The 19,343-nt window shown below is 51.5% G+C and carries 14 protein-coding genes and 1 tRNA gene; 11 read left to right on the forward strand and 4 right to left on the reverse strand.

Annotated features, from left to right (window positions below; all coding sequences use genetic code 11):
- The 3 genes from ACTF5Z_RS07185 to ACTF5Z_RS07195 form a co-directional block, all read left to right on the forward strand.
- The coding region (locus ACTF5Z_RS07185) for an alpha-amylase family glycosyl hydrolase (RefSeq protein WP_438985051.1) at positions 1-1,716 on the forward strand (1,716 nt) is incomplete at its 5' end.
- 82 nt (positions 1,717-1,798) lie between these two features.
- Positions 1,799-3,298, forward strand: a complete 1,500-nt coding sequence (locus tag ACTF5Z_RS07190; protein ID WP_438985052.1) for an MFS transporter — start codon at positions 1,799-1,801, stop codon at positions 3,296-3,298.
- A complete protein-coding gene (locus ACTF5Z_RS07195) occupies positions 3,291-4,919 on the forward strand; it encodes an alpha-amylase family glycosyl hydrolase (protein ID WP_438985053.1) in 1,629 nt (542 codons plus the stop codon). Before ACTF5Z_RS07190 ends, ACTF5Z_RS07195 begins: the two co-directional genes overlap by 8 nt.
- Before the next feature lie 3 nt (positions 4,920-4,922).
- Here the strand turns inward: ACTF5Z_RS07195 and ACTF5Z_RS07200 are convergent, their stop codons facing one another.
- Together ACTF5Z_RS07200 and ACTF5Z_RS07205 are read right to left on the reverse strand one after the other, a co-directional pair.
- A complete protein-coding gene (locus tag ACTF5Z_RS07200; protein ID WP_423850310.1) occupies positions 4,923-5,909 on the reverse strand; it encodes a LacI family DNA-binding transcriptional regulator in 987 nt (328 codons plus the stop codon).
- A 107-nt stretch (positions 5,910-6,016) separates the two neighbouring features.
- A complete protein-coding gene (locus tag ACTF5Z_RS07205; RefSeq protein WP_438985054.1) occupies positions 6,017-7,486 on the reverse strand; it encodes a Ppx/GppA phosphatase family protein in 1,470 nt (489 codons plus the stop codon).
- 81 nt (positions 7,487-7,567) lie between these two features.
- On the opposite strand from ACTF5Z_RS07205, the gene ppk1 reads away from it, so the two are divergent.
- Entirely contained in the window at positions 7,568-9,661 is a 2,094-nt protein-coding gene (gene ppk1, locus ACTF5Z_RS07210; RefSeq protein ID WP_438985055.1) for a polyphosphate kinase 1, read from the forward strand.
- A gap of 43 nt (positions 9,662-9,704) precedes the next feature.
- On the opposite strand, the gene gcvP is transcribed toward ppk1, so the two are convergent.
- On the reverse strand, positions 9,705-12,566 hold the full coding sequence (gene gcvP, locus ACTF5Z_RS07215; protein WP_438985056.1) for an aminomethyl-transferring glycine dehydrogenase: 2,862 nt from the start codon (positions 12,564-12,566) through the stop codon (positions 9,705-9,707).
- 163 nt (positions 12,567-12,729) lie between these two features.
- Complete coding sequence (greB, locus tag ACTF5Z_RS07220; protein ID WP_438985057.1) at positions 12,730-13,245, reverse strand: transcription elongation factor GreB; 516 nt, start codon at positions 13,243-13,245, stop codon at positions 12,730-12,732.
- Between the two features lie 65 nt (positions 13,246-13,310).
- Between greB and ACTF5Z_RS07225 the strand changes: the two genes are divergently transcribed.
- The 7 genes from ACTF5Z_RS07225 (at position 13,311) to ACTF5Z_RS07255 (ending at position 19,137) form a co-directional block, all read left to right on the forward strand.
- Positions 13,311-14,144 (forward strand): M23 family metallopeptidase, encoded by an 834-nt coding sequence (locus ACTF5Z_RS07225; RefSeq protein ID WP_438985058.1) that lies wholly within the window; start codon positions 13,311-13,313, stop codon positions 14,142-14,144.
- A 63-nt stretch (positions 14,145-14,207) separates the two neighbouring features.
- Complete coding sequence (locus tag ACTF5Z_RS07230; protein WP_009574929.1) at positions 14,208-14,393, forward strand: Trm112 family protein; 186 nt, start codon at positions 14,208-14,210, stop codon at positions 14,391-14,393.
- A gap of 3 nt (positions 14,394-14,396) precedes the next feature.
- Positions 14,397-14,741: a histidine triad nucleotide-binding protein gene (locus tag ACTF5Z_RS07235; protein WP_438985059.1), complete on the forward strand. Its 345-nt coding sequence runs from the start codon at positions 14,397-14,399 to the stop codon at positions 14,739-14,741.
- Positions 14,742-14,765: 24 nt separating this feature from the next.
- Positions 14,766-17,366, forward strand: coding sequence for an alanine--tRNA ligase (alaS, locus tag ACTF5Z_RS07240; protein WP_438985060.1), 2,601 nt, complete (start codon positions 14,766-14,768; stop codon positions 17,364-17,366).
- A gap of 75 nt (positions 17,367-17,441) precedes the next feature.
- Positions 17,442-18,674 carry an aspartate kinase gene (locus tag ACTF5Z_RS07245; protein ID WP_438985061.1) on the forward strand — a complete coding sequence of 411 codons (1,233 nt, stop codon included), beginning with the start codon at positions 17,442-17,444 and terminating at the stop codon, positions 18,672-18,674.
- Positions 18,675-18,699: 25 nt separating this feature from the next.
- Positions 18,700-18,888: a carbon storage regulator CsrA gene (csrA, locus tag ACTF5Z_RS07250; RefSeq protein ID WP_438985062.1), complete on the forward strand. Its 189-nt coding sequence runs from the start codon at positions 18,700-18,702 to the stop codon at positions 18,886-18,888.
- Positions 18,889-19,047: 159 nt separating this feature from the next.
- A tRNA-Ser gene (locus ACTF5Z_RS07255) sits at positions 19,048-19,137 on the forward strand.
- Positions 19,138-19,343: the final 206 nt, after the last annotated feature.

The following is a 19,343-nucleotide window of genomic DNA, read 5'->3' on the forward strand; positions in this document are numbered from 1 at the left end:
CCCGTGATTTACCAGATATTTACTCGCCTGTACGGTAACAAAGTCGATAACAACGTGCCCTGGGGTACCCTCGAAGAAAACGGTGTCGGCAAGTTTGACGATATCAACGAGCAAGCCCTGAACGCCTTGAAAGATTTAGGCGTCAACTACGTTTGGTATACGGGGGTTTTACACCACGCCGTAGTGAACGATTACCCAGAGCTGGGTTTGGTGAGTGACGACGCCGATGTGGTTAAAGGTCGTGCGGGTTCTCCTTACGCGATTAAAGACTACTACTCCGTCAATCCCGATTTGGCGACCGATGTGACGAGGCGTCTGGAGGAATTTGACGCCCTAGTGCAGCGCACGCACAGCGCGGGTTTAAAAGTGATTATCGATATCGTGCCTAACCATGTGGCGAGAAATTATGTTTCACTTAATCCGCCCGATGGCACAATAGATTTTGGTGCGAATGATGACACAAGCCTTGAATATGCGCGTGAGAATAATTTCTACTACGTCCCTGGGCAGTCGTTTATTGTGCCATCGTCACCAGACTATGCGGTGCTTGGTGGACGTGCAACCGATGCCGTAGATGGCACCTTTGACGAATCGCCTGCTAAATGGACCGGCAATGGCGCTCGCAGCCCCGAACCCAATATTGGTGACTGGTACGAGACAGTCAAAATTAACTTTGGTGTGCGCCCAGACGGCCGCTTTGATTTCGATACGCTGCCGGCATCCTACAACAGTAGAACTGTGGATGAGGTAGTCGCCTACTGGAATGCTCGCTCTGTCCCGCAATCATGGCAACAGTTTTTAGCGATTGCAGAGTTTTGGCTGGAGCGTGGCGTCGATGGTTTTCGCTTCGATATGGCTCAGATGGTGCCAGTCGAGTTCTGGAGTTATCTAAATTCCAACATAAAGGCTCAGTATCCCGAAACGTTATTGCTTGCCGAAATCTATGAGCCGCATCGTTATCGCGACTACCTTTATCGTGGGCGAATGGATTATCTGTATTCGAAAATGGAGATTTATGACGCTCTGCGCGCGGTCATGGAAGGTAAGAATGGGGTAGGGCGCATACGCGAGGCCTATGAGTCGCACTCTGATATAGACTCTTACATGCTCTATTTTTTAGAAAACCACGATGAGCAGAGGATCGCCAGCCAGGGGTTTATGGGGTCTGGGGAGGCAGGGCTACCGGGAGCGCTTACCGCAATTTTGCTAGGGCGTGGGCCGATCATGCTCTATTTCGCGCAAGAGCTAGGTGAAGCCTCAGACGAAGATGCCGGTTTTGGTAAAGCCTCGCGCACCACGATTTTTGATTACTGGGGTGTGCCTACGCATCAGCGATGGATGAATACCGGTCGTTTTGATGGGGGGCAGTCCACCGCCTCCGAGCTGTGGCTCCGCAGGGTCTACCAACAGGCGATCGAGTTGCTTAAGCAGCACGATTTGAGCAACTGGGATACTCGATTTGTAAGCGCTTTGGATGTCGATGGCGGTGACCAAGTGCTAGCTTTCAAACGTTGCGGCCCAGAACAATGTCTTCTGGTGCTTGCGAACTTTGCCACCACCAACGTTGATCTCAGCCTGAGTGAGGCGATCAGAGCGCTTATTAGCGACTCCTCGCAAGTGCTTAACTCGATATCAGGCCAGCCAGCGCCCAAGCTCAAGGGCTCGATGCTAGATTTACCGGCCCAATCTGTGAGTGTTTGGCTGACCGAGCACTGAATGTTCCTGTGAATACGTATGGAGCGGCTTTGGCTTGGCTGCCGCTCTAGTTAGACTGCATAAAAACATAAGAGAAAACCCTATGACCAAACCACAATTGTCGTTTTTACAAATCTGGAACATGTGCTTCGGCTTTTTGGGCATCCAGTTTGGCTTTGCGCTGCAAAACTCCAATGTGAGTCGTATCTTTCAGACTTTAGGCGCAAATGTTGACGATATTCCCATCCTCTGGATAGCGGCGCCGGTGACAGGTTTGTTGGTACAGCCGCTCGTCGGATATTACAGCGATAGAACATGGAACGGTCTGGGGCGTCGGCGCCCTTACTTCTTGTGGGGAGCGATACTGTCGTCTCTGGCGCTCATTGCGATGCCGAATTCGCCGACATTGTGGATCGCCGCCGGGATGCTCTGGATTATGGACGCGTCCATTAATATCTCTATGGAGCCTTTCAGGGCTTTTGTTGGCGATATGTTACCCAACCGTCAGCGTACCTTGGGCTTCGCGATGCAAAGCTTCTTTATTGGCATTGGTGCTGTCGTTGCCTCCGCACTACCGTGGATGATGACTAATTGGTTTGAGGTCAGTAATGTCGCGCCAGCAGGCGAGGTGCCTGACTCAGTTAAATTCGCATTTTACGCCGGTGCGGCTGTATTTTTTGCGGCTGTAATGTGGACTGTTATCTCGACCAAAGAATACAGTCCTGCAGAGCTGGAGGCTTTCGAGAAAAGCGGCAATTCGGAACACGCAGCGGTCGCTGTTGAACACCGGCGCACGCCAGCGCAATATGTCTCAGGCGCCTTAAACTGGGGTTTCGCAGCACTGGTCATCACCGCGTGCGTATGGGGTTTTGCGCTGGATAAGCAGCTCTACATCCTAGCGGGTGGATGTGGTGTGTTCGCGCTCTTACAACTGGTGGTGTCCAACCTTGCGAGGCAAGGTAAGCAAGATGCCATGTTATACGAGATCGTAGACGACTTGTTTCACATGCCTAACACCATGAAGCAGTTGGCCCTTGTACAGTTTTTTGCTTGGTTCGCGCTGTTTGCGATGTGGATTTACACCACCTCTGCTGTTACGGAAACCCATTTCGGATCCAGCGATCCGACGACGGCCGCATACAACAATGGAGCCGATTGGGTAGGCGTATTGTTCGCATCGTATAACGGGTTTGCCGCTCTTGCTGCGTTTTTGATCCCTGTTTTGGCCAATCGTTTTGGGCGTCGCGTGGCTCATTTAATCTGCATGGTAGCCGGTGGCCTGGGCCTGGCTTCGTTCTTAGTGATTCAAGATCCAACGTGGCTGTTGCTCAGCATGGTCGGCGTGGGGATTGCATGGGCGTCTATTTTATCTGTGCCCTACGCCATTCTGAGCGGGTCATTACCGTCCAGCAAAATGGGTGTCTACATGGGGATTTTCAACTTTTTTATTGTGATTCCACAGATATTGGCGGCAAGCATTTTGGGCTTTATGGTGCGAACATTCTTCGATGGTCAAGCTATTTACGCGTTGTTGCTGGGAGGGCTTTTTATGGTGATCAGTGGCTTGGTCACCCTTCGAGTTGAGGATAACGACCATGCCTAGACTGTGCCGCGCCAATACACGCTTATTGGTATTGGCTGTTTGTAGCGCGTCATGGTTGGCCGCTGCATCTGACAATCAAACAGCGGTGACAGAGATCATCGGTACGAAAGAGCCCTTTGCGTCCAAGGCGGTGTACTTCGTTGTCACCGACCGATTTGTGGATGGCGATCCCAGCAATAACCAGGAAGAGCAGGGTGGTGAATATCCGACCTTTAACAGGCCCATCGTTAAAAATGGGCAGGCTGTGGCTAACCTAGGTTATATGGGGGGGGATTTTAAGGGTATTGTAAACAACGCTGATTACATTTCTGAAATGGGGTTTGGTGCGGTGTGGGGCACTCCGGTAATCGATAATCCTGATCAAGCGTTCAGTGGTGGTTTTGCGCTGGGCGAGGGGTGGTTTACCGACAAAGGCAAGACCGGCTATCACGGCTATTGGGGTGTGAACTTTTACGAATTAGATGAGCATCTCCCATCACCAGGCCTCGACTTTACGCAATTTACTCAGGCGCTCGATCAGGCTGGTTTAGACTTTGTGTTGGATATTGTGGGGAATCATGGTTCTCCATCTTTTGATATGCCCGAGGATCAACCCAAGTTTGGCGAAATCTACGATCAAGATGGGAGGTTACTGGCAGACCACAAAAACACTTACCCCGAAGAACTCGATATGAGTGACCCCCTAAGTGCTTTTTTTCATCCGAGCCAAGATATCGCACAGCTTTCAAACTTCAACGAGAACAATCCAGCGGTGGTAGAGTACTTGGTTGGCTCTTATTTGCACTGGTTGGACGCAGGCGCCGATGCCATTCGAATTGACACGATCAAGCACGTACCAAACCATTTTTGGAAGACGGTTACCGATCGCGTGCGAGCAAAGTATCCGGATTTGTTCTTTTTTGCTGAGCATTGGGATCACAATGCTCAAGCGATCGCACAGCATACGTTTCCAGAAAATGGTGGTATCAGCGTCCTAGACTTTCCTGGGCAAAAAGCGATGCAGGCGGTGTTTGGGCAAGAGCAAAAGCCCATGACCGAGCTCTTATCTTACTTACATCTAAACGATGGGGTTTACGCTAACCCTTACGATTTGATGACCTTTTACGATAATCACGATATGCCTCGTATGAATGCCACCGATCAAGGCTTCATCGACGCACATAACTGGTTATTTACATCGCGTGGCATTCCTGTGGTGTACTACGGGTCTGAAACGGGATTTCGGCGAGGACGGGCTGAGCATGCAGGCAACCGCGATTATTACGGGCAAGATCGGGTAGACGCGGGCACTGAGCACCCAATTCGCCAGGCGCTTATAAAAATTGCGGCAGCGCGCAAAGCCAGCGTAGCTCTGCAACGTGGTGTGCAGCGCAATGGTGATTTTGGGGTGAACACGGCTGCGTTTGTAAGAGAATACCAAGACACACGTTTTAACGAGACAGCGTTAGTGTTGCTGAATAAAGGTGATACGTCAGAAATGGTATCGATCTACGTGCCTCACTCTGGTCGCTATAAAAACCTAATTACGGGTGAGATGAAAGGGCTTGTACAGGGCGATTGGTCGAGTGAAGTGTCTGCTCATGGTGTGCAGGTTTGGAACCGTGTTCAACCGTTTGACTAGAGGCTAGCGCTTGGCTCCGCAGGATTCTCGCACCACTAATGAGGGGCGAATGAGTTGAGAGTCAACTTCTTCGCCCCGAATCAGCGCGATTAAGTTCTGCACCAGTATCTCTCCCGAGCGCTGAGTGTCTTGGTGTATCGTTGTCAGTGCGGGGTTGACGTACTGAGACGCCATAATGTCATCAAAGCCGACTACGGAAATCTGCTCTGGGATGGCAATATTTCTTTGCTTCAGAGCTTTCATTGCGCCTATCGCCATGAGATCGCTTGCGGTGAATAAGGAGTCGAAGTCTACTTTTGAATCTAAAAGCTCCAGCATGGCTTGGTAACCCGCTTGTTCTTCGTTTAGGGCAAACTGAGGAGCTGGGGGGGTGATCCCCGCTTTTTTTAAAGTATCGCAAAAACCCTGGTAGCGGAGTTCGAACTCAGGGCAATGCTCAGATGCGTCGCCAATGAATACCGGTTTCCTACGTCCCAGTTCAATTAAATGATTCGCCGCGATGGTTCCACCTAAATAGTTGTCACACCCCAAAGAGTGCCCGGGTTGGCCCTGAACAATAGGCCCCCAGATGATAAAGTGGGCGCCTTCTTGCGCTAGTACTTCGAGTTTTGGTTGGTAAGTGATGTAGTCGCCGTAGCCCAATAAAATTAAGCCATCAGCACGACTGGCGACTTCGTACTCACTGTGCCAATCCTCACTAAGCTGTTGAAAGGAGACCAATAAATCATAGCCGGCGTTAGCGGCGGCTCGAGTAATATTGCCCAACATCGATAAAAAGAAGGGGTTGATCATTGAGTCGTCGGTAGCGCGATCTTCGAACAACAATAACGCTAGAGTTTGGCTTTGTTGGGTTCGAAGACTCGCTGCGTTTTTATCGACTTTGTAGTTAAGCTGCTTGGCGATCTCATGCACTTTAGCGCGAGTTTCTGGGTTGACCAAAGGACTGTTTCTTAACGCGCGAGAAACAGTCGACTGGGAAACTCCAGCCATGTAGGCTATGTCAACGGACGTGGCTTTGCGTGCTTTCAAATTTGAGTGAGCTCTTGTTTTTCTAGAACTTATAACAAAGTGGACGTTTTGTATAGATTAAACAGCGCTCAGGTTTCACAGACTTTAAACTCGATACCTACGGCGCTCCAGTAGTTGGTTTCGCGCTCCAGATCGAAGTTTGTTAGGGGGTGCTCCCCGAGCCAATCAGCGGGTATGTGCAGTTCGAATCGTTTACTCTTGAGCTTGAATTCCAGTCGGGGCATTTTCTGCGGTGTACGACTGCGGTTGAGTAAAATTGCGAGCCGTAAGACCAAAACTAAAACCCAATCTTCCAAAATGCCATAATCACTGGTGTTGGGCGTTATTGCTTTGCGTTGATTACGAATTAAAAAACTCAAGGTAGCTTGTTCTCGGCGCGTAAATCCTGGCATGTCAGAGTTTTCGACGAGCCATGCTCCCAGTTTTTGATGTCCACCATGGGCAACCGCGAAACCAATTTCATGAAGGTCGGTCGCCCACTCGAGGTATTCTCTTGCGACCTCGACTTCATGTTGCACGTGCTCCGCCACCTTTTCCAATAACAGTTCGGCGCTGTCATAGACACGGTCTGCTTGCTCGACGTCGACGTTATACATGCTCATCATACGGCTCACGGTGCGCTCGCGACGATCGTGATGGGCTGTTTTGCCAGCCAAGTCGTAAAGTACACCTTCTTTCATAGTGTAAACCGAGGTGTGCATGACTTCGATTGGGAGGGATTCAAGCAAGGCTTGCAATACCGCGAAGCCACCGGGTAAGACCGCGAGACGGCTGCTCGATACGCCAGAGAGATCAAGTTTTTCAGGCTTGTTGATCCAACGGTCTGCAAGATCTTGTAGGCCTTTTAAGGTGATCTCGTGAGCATTACCACCGACTAGCGGCATCAATTCACCAATGGCTCTAATCGTACCCGAGGAGCCCACTGTGTCAGCGAAGCCTATACTGCTGAACTTTTTTACATGGGGTTGAAGTACGCTTTTCGCATTGATCACGGCCTTTTTATAGCGGCTAGCATCCATGCCTTTGGGGAAGTATCGTTGCGTCCAAGTGACACACCCCATATGTAAACTTTCAAGCAATTGCGGCTCACGTTTGCCAATGATCAGTTCTGTTGATCCACCTCCGATGTCGACCACGAGACGTTTTTGTCGATCGGGGGCAAAGTCTTTGGCGACACCTAAAAAAATTAAGCGCGCTTCTTCTTGTCCGCTGATGATTTCGATGGGAGCGCCCAAGGCAGCTTCGGCTTGTTTGCGAAATTTTCCTGATTCGGAAGCGACTCGGAAGGTGTTGGTTGCGACGACTCTAACCTGCTTGGGCGGGATGCCGCCAATACGCTGAGCAAAGCGCGCAAGACTCTCAAGCGCTCGGGTTTTGGCCTCTTCTGACAAACTGCGATCTGGCTGTAGACCTGCGGCCAAGCGCACAGTATCTTTAACGCGATCAACGGTTTCGATTTTGTCGCCTTGAAGGCGCCCGACAAGCAGATGGAAACTGTTGGAACCTAAATCAAGCGCTGCGTACAAATCAGACGACAATGTCTGGCTCCTTAATCTTGTCATAAAACAGCAAGGATATGACGTTAATATGAAAAGGCAAGTACAAAAAGATGACACACTATGAATGACGACGATAAGTACGTAGCCAAAGAACTTAGTTGGCTGTCCTTCAACGAACGCGTGCTGCAAGAAGCGTCCAGTCGAGACGTGCCCGTGATTCAGCAGGTCCGCTATTTAGGTATATTTTCTAACAACATGGACGAGTTTTTCCGGGTCCGAGTTGCCGATGTTCGTCGCTTGGCTGCCTTTTCAACCGGGGAAGACAAAGACGCCGCTCGCTTGCTTTTGAAGCAGATTCAAAGTCGGGTAAGGGAGTTACAGCAAAAGTTCGACGAGGTGTATCGGGGTTGCCTGATAGCGCTGCGTCGACGCAATATTTATTTGATTAACGAGCGACAGCTGCGCGCTGATCAATCGGCTTTTGTTGAACGTTACTTTCGGGATAACGTCCTGCCCGAGCTCTCGCCGCTGTTTCTGAAGGGTGCAACTCAGTTACCCGAACTGAACGATGCCTCGATCTATTTTGCGATTCGAATGGCATTGACCAACGGTAAAGTGCAGTACGCCTTACTCGAAATTCCAACCGACCGAATTGATCGTTTTGTTTACATTCCGCCCAAAGGTTCGCGCCGCAAAAAAGCGATTATCGTATTGGATAACATCATTCGACATTGCCTGAAGGAAGTGTTCCGAGGCGTTCTCGATATTGAAGATGCCCAGGCCTACACCATCAAAATTACCCGCGACGCGGAATTAGAGATGGACGAGAAGATTACCCAAAGTCTTATCGATAAAGTCGACGGCAGTTTAGCGCGGCGCAAAAAAGCGGACCCAGTTCGCTTTGTGTACGACAGCGAAATGCCCGAGGATTTGCTCGAAATTTTGGCCAAACGTTTCAATTTGGGTAAGTACGATAGCTTCATCGCTGGTGGTCGCTACCACAATTCTAAAGACTTCATGAAATTTCCTAACTTGGGCCCAGACTACTTAGAGTTTGATCCGATGGAGCCGGCTCGCTTGCCTTATCTTGATAAGCCGGGTTCCAGTATTTTCGGGAAAATTCGCGAGCGCGATATTCTTCTGTATTACCCTTATCATTCGTTTCGTTATATCGAGGATTTTCTGCATACGGCGGCGCTCGATCCTTCGGTGACGTCCATCAGCATGACGCTCTACAGGGTGGCGTCCAATTCGCATGTCGTGAACGCGCTGATAAATGCGGCGCGTAATCAGAAGCAAGTCACTGTGGTGATCGAGTTGCAGGCGCGCTTCGATGAAAGCGCCAACATTCGCTGGTCGCGGGTGCTTGGTGATGCTGGTGTTCAGGTGATTTTTGGTATTCCTGGCTTAAAAGTGCATTCCAAACTCATATTGATCAATCGTCAAGAAGATGGCTACGAGCGCCAGTACGCCCACATCGGCACGGGCAACTTCAACGAAAGCACCGCCAGACTTTATACTGACTTCAGTCTGCTGACAGCCGATCGCGAGATCGGTAAAGAGGTCGCCAACGTCTTTGACTTTATTCGTCATACCTATCGGCGTTTCCGCTACCGACATCTGATGGTGTCACCCAATACCAATCGATCTGGCCTAATGGCCTTGATTGACACGGAAATTGCCAATGCCAAGGCAGGACGCAAGTCTGGAATTTTCATTAAATGCAATAACCTTGTGGACAAACCTATCGTCGATAAGCTTTACCAAGCCAGTCAGGCAGGCGTTAAAATCAGACTTATCGTACGGGGTATGTTCGCGATGAAGGCAGGTGTTAAGGGGTTGAGTGAGAATATCCGAGCCATCAGCATCGTCGATCGCTACCTAGAGCACCCAAGGGTGTTTGTGTTTGAAAATGCTGGTGATCCAAAAGTGTTTATTTCGTCGGCGGATTTGATGACCCGGAATCTCGATTTTAGGGTCGAGGTTACCTGTCCAGTCTACGATCCGGCGGCCAAGCAGCTTATCTTGGATGTGCTTGAGCTGCAGTGGCGTGATCGAGCTAAAGCGCGCTTGTTGGACGAGGAGCAAACCAATAAGTTGGTGCCACGCGGCAATCGCCGCAAGCTCCGCTCACAAGAGCATTTGCATGACCTGATTAACACCTGGTCCGACACCTTCGGTATGGAAGGTGTCGATGATTTGCAGGCAGATTAGGCGCTACAAAACCTGTCTTATTACGTCTGGCACCCTGCAAAGGCTACTGGACGTATGACTCGATCGGGGGGCAAGAACAGACCAGGTTTCGATCACCATAGACGTTGTCTACACGGTTGACAGGAGGCCAGTATTTCGCATGTCGCAACGAGGGTAGTGGGTATACCGCTTGCTCCCTAGTGTAGGCGTGGGACCAATCGTCACGCGCGATTTCGAGAGCAGTGTGCGGCGCGTTTTTCAGTGGGTTGTCCTCGGCATCAAATTCTCCGCTTTCCACTTTGCGAATTTCATCGCGGATGGTGATAAGGGCATCGCAGAAGCGATCCAGTTCGGCCAGCGACTCCGACTCAGTGGGTTCAATCATGAGGGTGCCAGCTACGGGAAACGACATGGTCGGCGCATGGAATCCAAAGTCCATTAGGCGCTTGGCGATATCTTCTTCGCTGATGCCACTTTGCTCTTTAATGGGGCGGATATCGATAATGCACTCATGTGCCACAGTGCCAGTTTTGCCGGTATACAAAACTGGGTAGTGGCCTTTTAGTCGGTGAGCAATGTAATTGGCCGATAAAATGGCGACTTGGCTAGCCAACCGCAAACCCTCGGCTCCCATCAGTCGGATGTAAACCCACGAAATAGGCAATATTGACGCGCTGCCGAAAGGCGCTGATGAGACTGTGTCATTCGTCGCTGGAAGCGAACCAACAGGGCTTATGGGATGCGAGGGCAAAAACGGTGCCAAATGAGCACCAACGCCAATTGGCCCCATGCCTGGGCCGCCGCCACCGTGAGGAATGCAGAAGGTCTTGTGCAAGTTGAGGTGCGAGACATCAGCCCCGAATTTGCCAGGAGCAGCAATACCCACAAGTGCATTGAGGTTGGCGCCGTCCACGTAAACTTGCCCGCCGTGCTGGTGGATTAAATCGCACAAAGCGACGATTTCTTCCTCAAAAACGCCGTGAGTCGAGGGGTAGGTGACCATGATGGCGGCTAAGGTATCCGAATATTGCTCGACTTTCGCGCGCAAATCGTTCATGTCCACGTTGCCGTGGTTGTCGCAGGCGACAATGACGACACTCATTCCAGCCATGACCGCACTGGCAGGGTTGGTGCCGTGTGCCGATGATGGAATTAGGCAAATCGTGCGGTGATGGTCGCCGCGACTTTCGTGGTAGCGACGAATCGCCAGAAGGCCCGCATATTCACCTTGCGAACCCGCGTTAGGCTGCAACGACATTGCGTCGTAGCCTGTGCAGGTAATTAGCATTTGCTCGAGCTGCTCTAGCAGGATCTGATATCCCTTGGTCTGGTCAGCAGGCGCAAAGGGGTGCATGTTGGCAAACTCGGGCCATGTGACAGGAATCATCTCTGCCGTTGCATTAAGCTTCATGGTGCAGCTACCCAAAGGGATCATGGCTTGGTTCAGCGCAATATCCTTTGACTCCAGACGACGCATGTAGCGCAGCATTTCGGTTTCTGACTGGAAATCGTTGAACAGTGGGTGCTGTAGATAATCCACATTGCGCGCCAGTGTCTGAGAAATAATGTGCTCTGGCTCAGCAAGGTCGAGCTCTTGGCCCGTGATGAGTGTCACTAACTCTCGGATATCCTCGAGGGTCGTTGTTTCATCAATGGAGATGCCTATATGGCTCGAATCGATTGGACGCAGGTTAATTTCTTGTTGGTAGCCTCTCTCCAGCAGGCTCGCGCTATCGTCGACCTTTAGTTTGAGGGTATCAAAGTAGCTTTGCGTTACGACCTGCACACCAGCTTGCTTCAGGGTCGTGGCGAGTGTTGCGGTCAAGAAGTGAATGCGCTCTGCGATCCGTCTGACGCCCTTGGGGCCATGATACATCGCGTAGAATCCCGCCATGATCGCTAGCAGCGCTTGGGCCGTGCAGATGTTGCTGGTGGCCTTCTCGCGTCGGATATGCTGCTCGCGGGTTTGCATGGCCATGCGAAGCGCTCGATTGCCACTGCGGTCGATCGATACGCCAATAATGCGGCCTGGAGTTGAGCGTTTGTACTCTTCGCGGGTGGCGAAATAAGCAGCATGAGGGCCACCAAAGCCCATGGGTACACCGAAACGTTGCGTGTTTCCTAGCACGACATCGGCACCTTGAGCGCCGGGAGATTTTAGTAAGGCAAGGCTCATTAGGTCAGCAGCGACGGCGACTAATGTGTTTTTGCTGTGGGCGATTTCCACCAGTGGGCTAAGTTCACGAACATCGCCGTAGGTGCCCGGGTACTGCACCAGTGCTCCAAAGGCTTCTTCGGATTTAACGAGCTCGGCGATATCGCCGATGACCACCTTTATTCCCAGCGGTTCAGCGCGGGTTTGTACAACGGCTATGGTTTGGGGGTGGCAGTCCTCGGCCACCAAGAACGTCTCTGATTTTGATTTTTTGTTGACACGATTTAGCAGGGTCATGGCCTCTGCTGCCGCCGAGGCCTCGTCGAGCATCGAGGCATTAGCCATGGGCATGCCCGTCATGTCGATCACCATTTGCTGGTATGTCAATAATGCTTCGAGGCGCCCCTGAGAAATTTCGGGCTGATACGGCGTGTAAGCGGTATACCAGCCGGGGTTTTCCAGCACGTTGCGAGCGATGACATTTGGCGTGATCGTGTTGTAGAAACCGCAGCCAATATAGGATCGGTGCACTTTGTTTTGCTGCGCGATCGCTTTGATCTCCGCCAGGGTGTCGCGCTCGGTTTGCGCACTGTCCAGTGGCATTAGATCGTTTTTCAGTATGCTGCTAGGTACGGTGGCCGCGATGAGTTCATCCAACGAGGCAAAGCCAAGCGTTTGGGCGATTTCATGCTGCTGCACGTCGGTTAAACCAAGGTGGCGATCAAGGAATTCGTTGCGGTTATAAAGTGCTTCGTAAGTTGCGTTTGACATTGGTATGACCCTCGCGGCTGATAGCGTATCTATGGCACCAGCATACGGCAGTAATTAAAAGGCGGCATTATAACGATTCGTGTCTATTATTGGGCATTATGTGAAGAATTTTCTTAGTGAATAGTTGAAGCTACTCTTGCCTCAGGGTTGTCGCATAGAAAAGTCAATCCTTGCCCTCAAGGAGCCGATAGTTGACTTCCGTAACGTAGCGTATTTGCCGACCTGCAGGCGCTTGATACTCGATCTCGTCATCCATGCGTTTGCCCAGTAAGGCACGAGAAATAGGCGCGTCGATGCTAATCTTGCCTGTTTTGGGATCGATTTCATCCGCGCCAACAATGTGCAGAGTTTGAAGGGAGCCTTCTTCGTCCTCGAGGGTTACGCTGGCACCAAAGAATATTCGGTCGGGTTCCGATGGTGGTGCACTAACGACTTTGAGTGACTCTAGGCGTTTTGTGAGGTAGCGGACACGGCTGTCTATTTCTCGGAGTCGCCTCTTCCCATAGATGTAATCGCCGTTCTCCGATCGGTCGCCATTTTTGGCTGCTTCTCGGACGGCGTCTGTGACTTTGGGACGCTCGACTCTCCAGAGCTCATCGAGCTCCGACTTTAACGTGGCTGCACCTGCCGCGGTAATGTAAGGTGCGCTTGGCGGGCGTGGAGGTCGATACCGAGACACATTTGCTCCGAATTGCGTTGATGAATTTGCGTAGTAAACTCTAGCTCAAGTAACGAGGTAAAACTATGCGCGACTGGTTAAGAGTATTATTGTTGGTGTTTTCTGTTTGGCTCAGTCCGGCCCTCGCTGAGTGTGTTGATGTGCGTGGCGAATTGACACAAGGCGCTTGGCTGCGCTTTGAGTCCTCCAATATAAGCGCAGTGAGGTTTAACGAGCAGCTACTGCCATTGATTGATGACCGGTTGAGCTGGGTTGGTTTGGGGCGCGACTCGGCGTTGGACAATAAGCTGAGAGTCACCTTTACGGACGGCAGAATCTGCGAACAGCCCATTGTGTTGCGCGCGCGTGAATACAAGGTCTCCGTTGTCGAGGGCGTTCCTCAGCGCACGGTTACCCCTCCTCAGGAGGATTTCGAGCGTATTCGCAGAGAGGGGGCGCTGGTGCGAGCGGCCAAACAGCAGGTTTACGAGTGTGACGCGTGCATCGAACAACTTCTGTCGACAACCCAAATGCCGCTCACGGGACGAATTTCTGGAGTCTACGGCAGTCAGCGCATTTATAACGGTAAACCTGGCAATCCACATTATGGTTTGGACATCGCTCGACCCACGGGAACGCCAGTCTCGGCGCCTGTGATGGGGCTTGTGGTGCTCGCTGAACCAGACCTCTACTACTCTGGTGGCACTGTGATTATTCATCACGGGTACGGCGTAACGTCGTCCTTTTTGCATATGAGCCAGGTGAGTGTGCGAGTGGGGGACATGGTTGCCCAGGGTGATAAAATTGGTGAAGTCGGTGCGACGGGTCGTGCGACAGGGCCCCATCTTGATTGGCGCATGAATTTTCGGGATGATCGCGTCGATCCGAATACCTTGTTCTCACTAGTGCCCGCGCCTTAAAATTCGCGCTATACTTGCGCGTTATGTTGATGAGATTGTTCACTCTCGTGTCGTGGAGGCTTCGTGCTCGATAAAAAATTGCTAGAAATCCTGGTCTGTCCAGTCACTAAAGCGCCACTGGAATACGATGAGCAGGCGCAAGAGCTGGTGTGTAAGGCAAGTGGTTTAGCGTATCCCATTCGAGACGGTATCCCTGTAATGCTTGAGAGTGAAGCGCGGTTGTTAACCGCCGACGAAAAGTTGGACTAAGTTATGAGCACTCTGTTTGAGAAGATTATTGCGCGCGAAATTCCGTCCGATGTCGTATTTGAAGACGATCAGTGCATTGTGATTAACGACATCAACCCCGTCGCGCCCATTCACGTGCTGATTATTCCGAAAAAGCCCATCGTAAAGTTGGCGGATGCTGAGGCAGACGATCAAGCCTTACTTGGGCATCTTATGTTGGTTGCCGGAGAGGTGGCTCGCCAGTTGGGCGTTGCCGAGGGCTTTCGTTTGATCGTGAATAATGGCGAAGGCGGTGGCCAAACAATTTTCCATTTGCACCTGCATTTGTTGGCTGGACGCGACTTCACTGAAGCGCAGCTCGCGCCCTAACGAATTAAGTAACCGAGATCCCCTATGAAAACCGTAGAAATACGCGAAGCGTTTTTGTCTTATTTTGAGAGTCAGGGCCACACGCGAGTCGCGAGTAGTTCCTTGGTGCCCGAGAATGATCCTACCCTATTGTTTACTAACGCAGGGATGAATCAATTCAAAGATACTTTTTTAGGATCTGAGCCACGGGACTATGTGCGAGCGACCAGCTCACAGCGCTGCGTTCGCGCCGGTGGTAAACACAACGATCTCGAGAACGTAGGCTACACTGCGCGACATCACACATTCTTTGAAATGTTGGGCAACTTTAGTTTTGGTGACTACTTCAAACGCGATGCTATCAAGTTTGCTTGGACGTTCTTAACCGGGGTGCTGGGTTTGCCGGAGGAGCGTTTATGGGTCACGGTGCACGTGTCCGATGACGAGGCGGCCGATATCTGGATCAAGGAAATGGGCGTTAGCGCCGAACGGTTCTCGCGCTTAGACGAAGATAACTTTTGGCAGATGGGTGACACCGGCCCCTGCGGTCCCAGCTCTGAAATTTTCTATGACCATGGCGCCGACGTGCCCGGCGGCCCACCGGGGTCTGAGAACGACGATTTGGATCGCTATATCGAGATCTGGAATCTGGTGTTTATGCAGTTTAATCGCGACGCGAGCGGGGAGCTCCACCCGCTACCTAAACCTTCAGTCGATACAGGTATGGGGTTAGAGCGGATTGCAGCGGTCATGCAAAATGTCCACAGTAACTACGAAATCGACCTGTTTCAGGCGCTGATTAAAGCAGCCGCGCAGGCCGTTAACTGTGACGATCTGCTGGATAACTCGCTACGCGTGATCGCAGACCATATCCGCTCTTGCAGCTTCTTGATTGTTGATGGCGTGGTCCCTGGCAACGAAGGTCGAGGTTATGTTCTTCGCCGCATCATCCGCCGCGCGGTGCGCCACGGCAATAAACTGGGTGCGACCGAGCCTTTCTTCTACAAGCTGGTCGATGCGTTGAGTGCACAAATGGGCGAGGCGTACCCCGAGTTAGCGCAACAGGCTGGGCGAGTGGCGCAGGTCTTGTTACAAGAGGAACAGCAGTTTGCCAAGACTCTGGATAACGGTATGCAGATCCTCGAAGAGTCTTTGCAGGAACTTCAAGGGGGTGAAATTCCGGGTGATATCGTCTTCAAGCTTTACGACACCTATGGCTTTCCTGTCGACTTGACCAATGACATTGCGCGTGAGCGTGGTTTGACGCTAGATATGACGGGTTACGATGAGGCCATGGCGAAGCAGCGCGCTCGCTCGCAGGAAGGTGGCAAATTTGTTGTTGATTACAGCAAGACGATTGCGCTGGAAGGCGTTACCGAATTTTTAGGGTACAGTGATGCCAAAGCTAGCGGCATGGTCGAGGTTATTATTGTTGACGGCGAAAAAGTATCTACCCTAGCGGCCGGTCAGCAGGGTGTCGTTGTTTTTGATCGGACACCGTTTTATGCCGAGTCCGGTGGGCAAACAGGCGATACGGGAGCGCTCACGGCACCAGGTCTATCCGCCCGAGTTTTGGATACCACGAAACAAGGCGACTTGCACTTACATCACGTTCACGTGGAGTCGGGTGAGTTGGCTGTGGGAGCGTCCGTCTCGATGCAAATCGACGAGCATTTGCGGGATCAGATTCGAGCCAATCACTCGGCGACCCATTTATTGCACGCAGCTTTGCGACAAGTCCTAGGTGGCCATGTACAGCAGAAAGGGTCCTTGGTAACAGCCGAGCGGTTACGTTTTGACTTCTCTCACGGCGCGCCAGTTAGTGCAGACGAGCTTGCACAGCTGAATGCGATTGTGAATGCGCACGTGATGGCAAACACCGAAGTCTCTACTCGGCTCATGAACATGGATGAGGCGGTGCAAGCGGGCGCTATGGCCTTGTTCGGTGAGAAATACGGTGATGAAGTGCGCGTCTTGGCTATGGGTACAGATTCGTTCTCCGTGGAACTATGCGGTGGCACGCATGTTGGTCGGACCGGTGATATCGGCGTTTTTCGAATTGTGAGTGAAAGTGGTATTGCTGCTGGTGTTCGCCGTATCGAGGCGGTAACAGGCGTCGGCGCACTGGCTGAGATCAATTCGCTCGATACCGCCCTGCAGGGCGTATGCCTTGAGCTTAAAGCACAACCCGAGAACGTTGTATCTCGTGTTGCGGCAATGCGCGGGCAGATTCGCGAGCTTGAAAAGCAAATCGACCAGCTCAAAATGAAGATGGCTCAAGCGGCTGGCGGTGAACTCGCCTCTCAGGCAATTGAGGTCAGAGGTGTGCCTGTCCTCGCCGCCCGACTTGACGGTGCTGATGCCAAGGCGCTTCGCGATGCGGTTGATCAAATGAAATCGAAGCTCGGTGATTCTGTGGTGCTGCTTGCGTCTGTGGTCGACGATAAAATCGTGTTGGCGGCAGGTGTGTCTAAAGCGGTAACGGATCGTGTCAAGGCTGGTGATTTGATGCGCGAGTTCGCGACGCGACTGGGCGGTAAAGGGGGCGGTAGACCCGATATGGCGCAAGGTGGCGGTACCGATGTAGCTGCCCTGAACGACGTCTTGGGTGCGGTGCCTGCGTGGGTTGATACGCAGCTGCCATAAATCGGGTGAAATAGTTTTCAAGCGCGCCTAAATATTGTTTAATGCGCGCCTTTTCTGAAGGGGTCAAATAGCTCGATGAGCTTAATTGTTCAAAAATTTGGCGGTACCTCAGTTGGCACAATCGAACGAATCGAGGGTGTGGCTGACAAAGTCGCAAAGTTTCACGGTGAGGGTCATCAGGTCGTCGTCGTGGTGTCGGCTATGAGCGGCGAAACGAATCGATTGATTGGCTTGGCTAATGAAATCCAGGCGCGCCCTGTACCGCGCGAGATGGATGTTTTGGTTTCGACCGGTGAGCAGGTAACCACCGCACTGTTGTCGATGGCGCTTACCAAACGGGGCGTAAAAGCAAAGTCTTACACTGGCGGACAAGTAAAGATCCTAACCGACAGCGCCCACACTAAAGCGCGTATTCAGCATATCGACGACCAGAACTTGCGCGCCGATTTGGAAGCGGGTTATGTCACTGTGGTGGCAGGATTCCAAGGTGTTGACGAAAAGGGCAATATCACGACCCTGGGTCGTGGCGGCTCAGATACTACGGCGGTTGCCTTAGCGGCCGCTCTAAAAGCCGATGAGTGCCAAATTTACACCGATGTTGATGGTGTCTACACGACTGACCCAAGGGTTGTAAGTAGTGCGCAGCGTTTAGATCGTATTACGTTTGAAGAAATGCTCGAAATGGCGAGCATGGGTTCTAAAGTCCTGCAGATCCGCGCGGTCGAGTTTGCCGGTAAGTATCAAGTGCCTTTGAGGGTACTGCACAGTTTTCAAGAGGGGCCTGGTACCCTGATTTCCATCGAGGAGCTTAATGACGTGGAAACCCCAACAATCGCAGGCATAGCCTTTACGCGCGATGAAGCTAAACTCACTGTATCGGGCGTACCTGATATGCCGGGTATTGCCTATAAAATTTTGGGTCCTATTGGCGAAGCTAATATCGAGATCGATGTTATTGTTCAGAACGTTGGGCATGACAATACTACCGACTTTACCTTCACTGTTGCACGCGGTGACTTGGCGCGAGCGCAAGAAATTCTGCAGGGTGTAGTGGCGGAAATTGGCGCGAAAAGTGTAGAAAGCGATAGCAAAATTGCCAAAGTGTCTGTTGTGGGCGTAGGCATGCGGTCACATGCTGGCGTTGCTAGCCAAATGTTCTCTGCCTTGGCCGATGTGGGTATCAATATTTTGATGATCACCACTTCCGAGATTAAGATCTCGGTGATTATCGAAGAAAAGTTCTTGGAGCTAGCCGTCCGCGCCCTGCATACAGCGTTTGGCTTGGATGCAGAGCCCGTAGAGGAATAGACCGCTCGGGTCTCAGGAGAACAGGATGTTAATACTGACCAGGAAAGTCGGCGAGAGCATTACTATTGGTGACGATGTCACCATTACGGTTGTGGCCTCTAAAGGTGGCCAAGTTAGGATTGGGATTGATGCGCCGAAGAGTGTGTCGATTACGCGCAGCGAGCTGTCTGAAAGCCAAACTAGCGATAACGAGCAGAAAGCCAAGGAAAATTAGAACTAGCCGCGATTTACCCTTTGAATTATTGATCAATATGGTATCATCGCCGCCTTAAATTTTGGTGTAATAAGTTTTACTTTGCGGCACTTAAATCCATCCCGACGAGAGGGATGAGACAAACGAGATTCGGTTAACGCAAGTTGACCAACACAGTTCGGTGGAGTGGGTGAGTGGCTGAAACCACACCCCTGCTAAGGGTGCATACCTTAACCGGTATCGAGGGTTCGAATCCCTCCTCCACCGCCATCTTCAAAAGGCACCTTTGGTGCCTTTTTTTGTTGCGGTGTCGTCTTGCGCCTGAACTACTCAAATCCCGGCCAAACGGTTTATACTGGTTTCTCTAAAAGTGAAGGTCTTTCTCATGTCCCATCCAGAACATCATTACATTCATCGTGTTGGCTGGCTTCGCGCCGCGGTATTAGGTGCGAATGATGGCCTGGTGTCGACCGCCA

The sequence above is a fragment of the Aequoribacter sp. genome (assembly GCF_965659035.1).
In the GTDB taxonomy this organism is placed as follows: domain Bacteria; phylum Pseudomonadota; class Gammaproteobacteria; order Pseudomonadales; family Halieaceae; genus Aequoribacter.

Excerpts from the sequence above, each read along its gene's own strand:
- ACTF5Z_RS07235 (WP_438985059.1), top strand. The coding sequence starts at position 14,397 with ATGAGCACTCTGTTTGAGAAGATTATTGCGCGCGAAATTCCGTCCGAT.
- ACTF5Z_RS07195 (WP_438985053.1), top strand. The coding sequence starts at position 3,291 with ATGCCTAGACTGTGCCGCGCCAATACACGCTTATTGGTATTGGCTGTT.
- ACTF5Z_RS07190 (WP_438985052.1), top strand. The coding sequence starts at position 1,799 with ATGACCAAACCACAATTGTCGTTTTTACAAATCTGGAACATGTGCTTC.
- ppk1 (WP_438985055.1), top strand. The coding sequence starts at position 7,568 with ATGAATGACGACGATAAGTACGTAGCCAAAGAACTTAGTTGGCTGTCC.
- ACTF5Z_RS07200 (WP_423850310.1), bottom strand. The coding sequence starts at position 5,909 with ATGGCTGGAGTTTCCCAGTCGACTGTTTCTCGCGCGTTAAGAAACAGT.
- gcvP (WP_438985056.1), bottom strand. The coding sequence starts at position 12,566 with ATGTCAAACGCAACTTACGAAGCACTTTATAACCGCAACGAATTCCTT.
- ACTF5Z_RS07245 (WP_438985061.1), top strand. The coding sequence starts at position 17,442 with ATGAGCTTAATTGTTCAAAAATTTGGCGGTACCTCAGTTGGCACAATC.
- alaS (WP_438985060.1), top strand. The coding sequence starts at position 14,766 with ATGAAAACCGTAGAAATACGCGAAGCGTTTTTGTCTTATTTTGAGAGT.
- ACTF5Z_RS07225 (WP_438985058.1), top strand. The coding sequence starts at position 13,311 with ATGCGCGACTGGTTAAGAGTATTATTGTTGGTGTTTTCTGTTTGGCTC.
- csrA (WP_438985062.1), top strand. The coding sequence starts at position 18,700 with ATGTTAATACTGACCAGGAAAGTCGGCGAGAGCATTACTATTGGTGAC.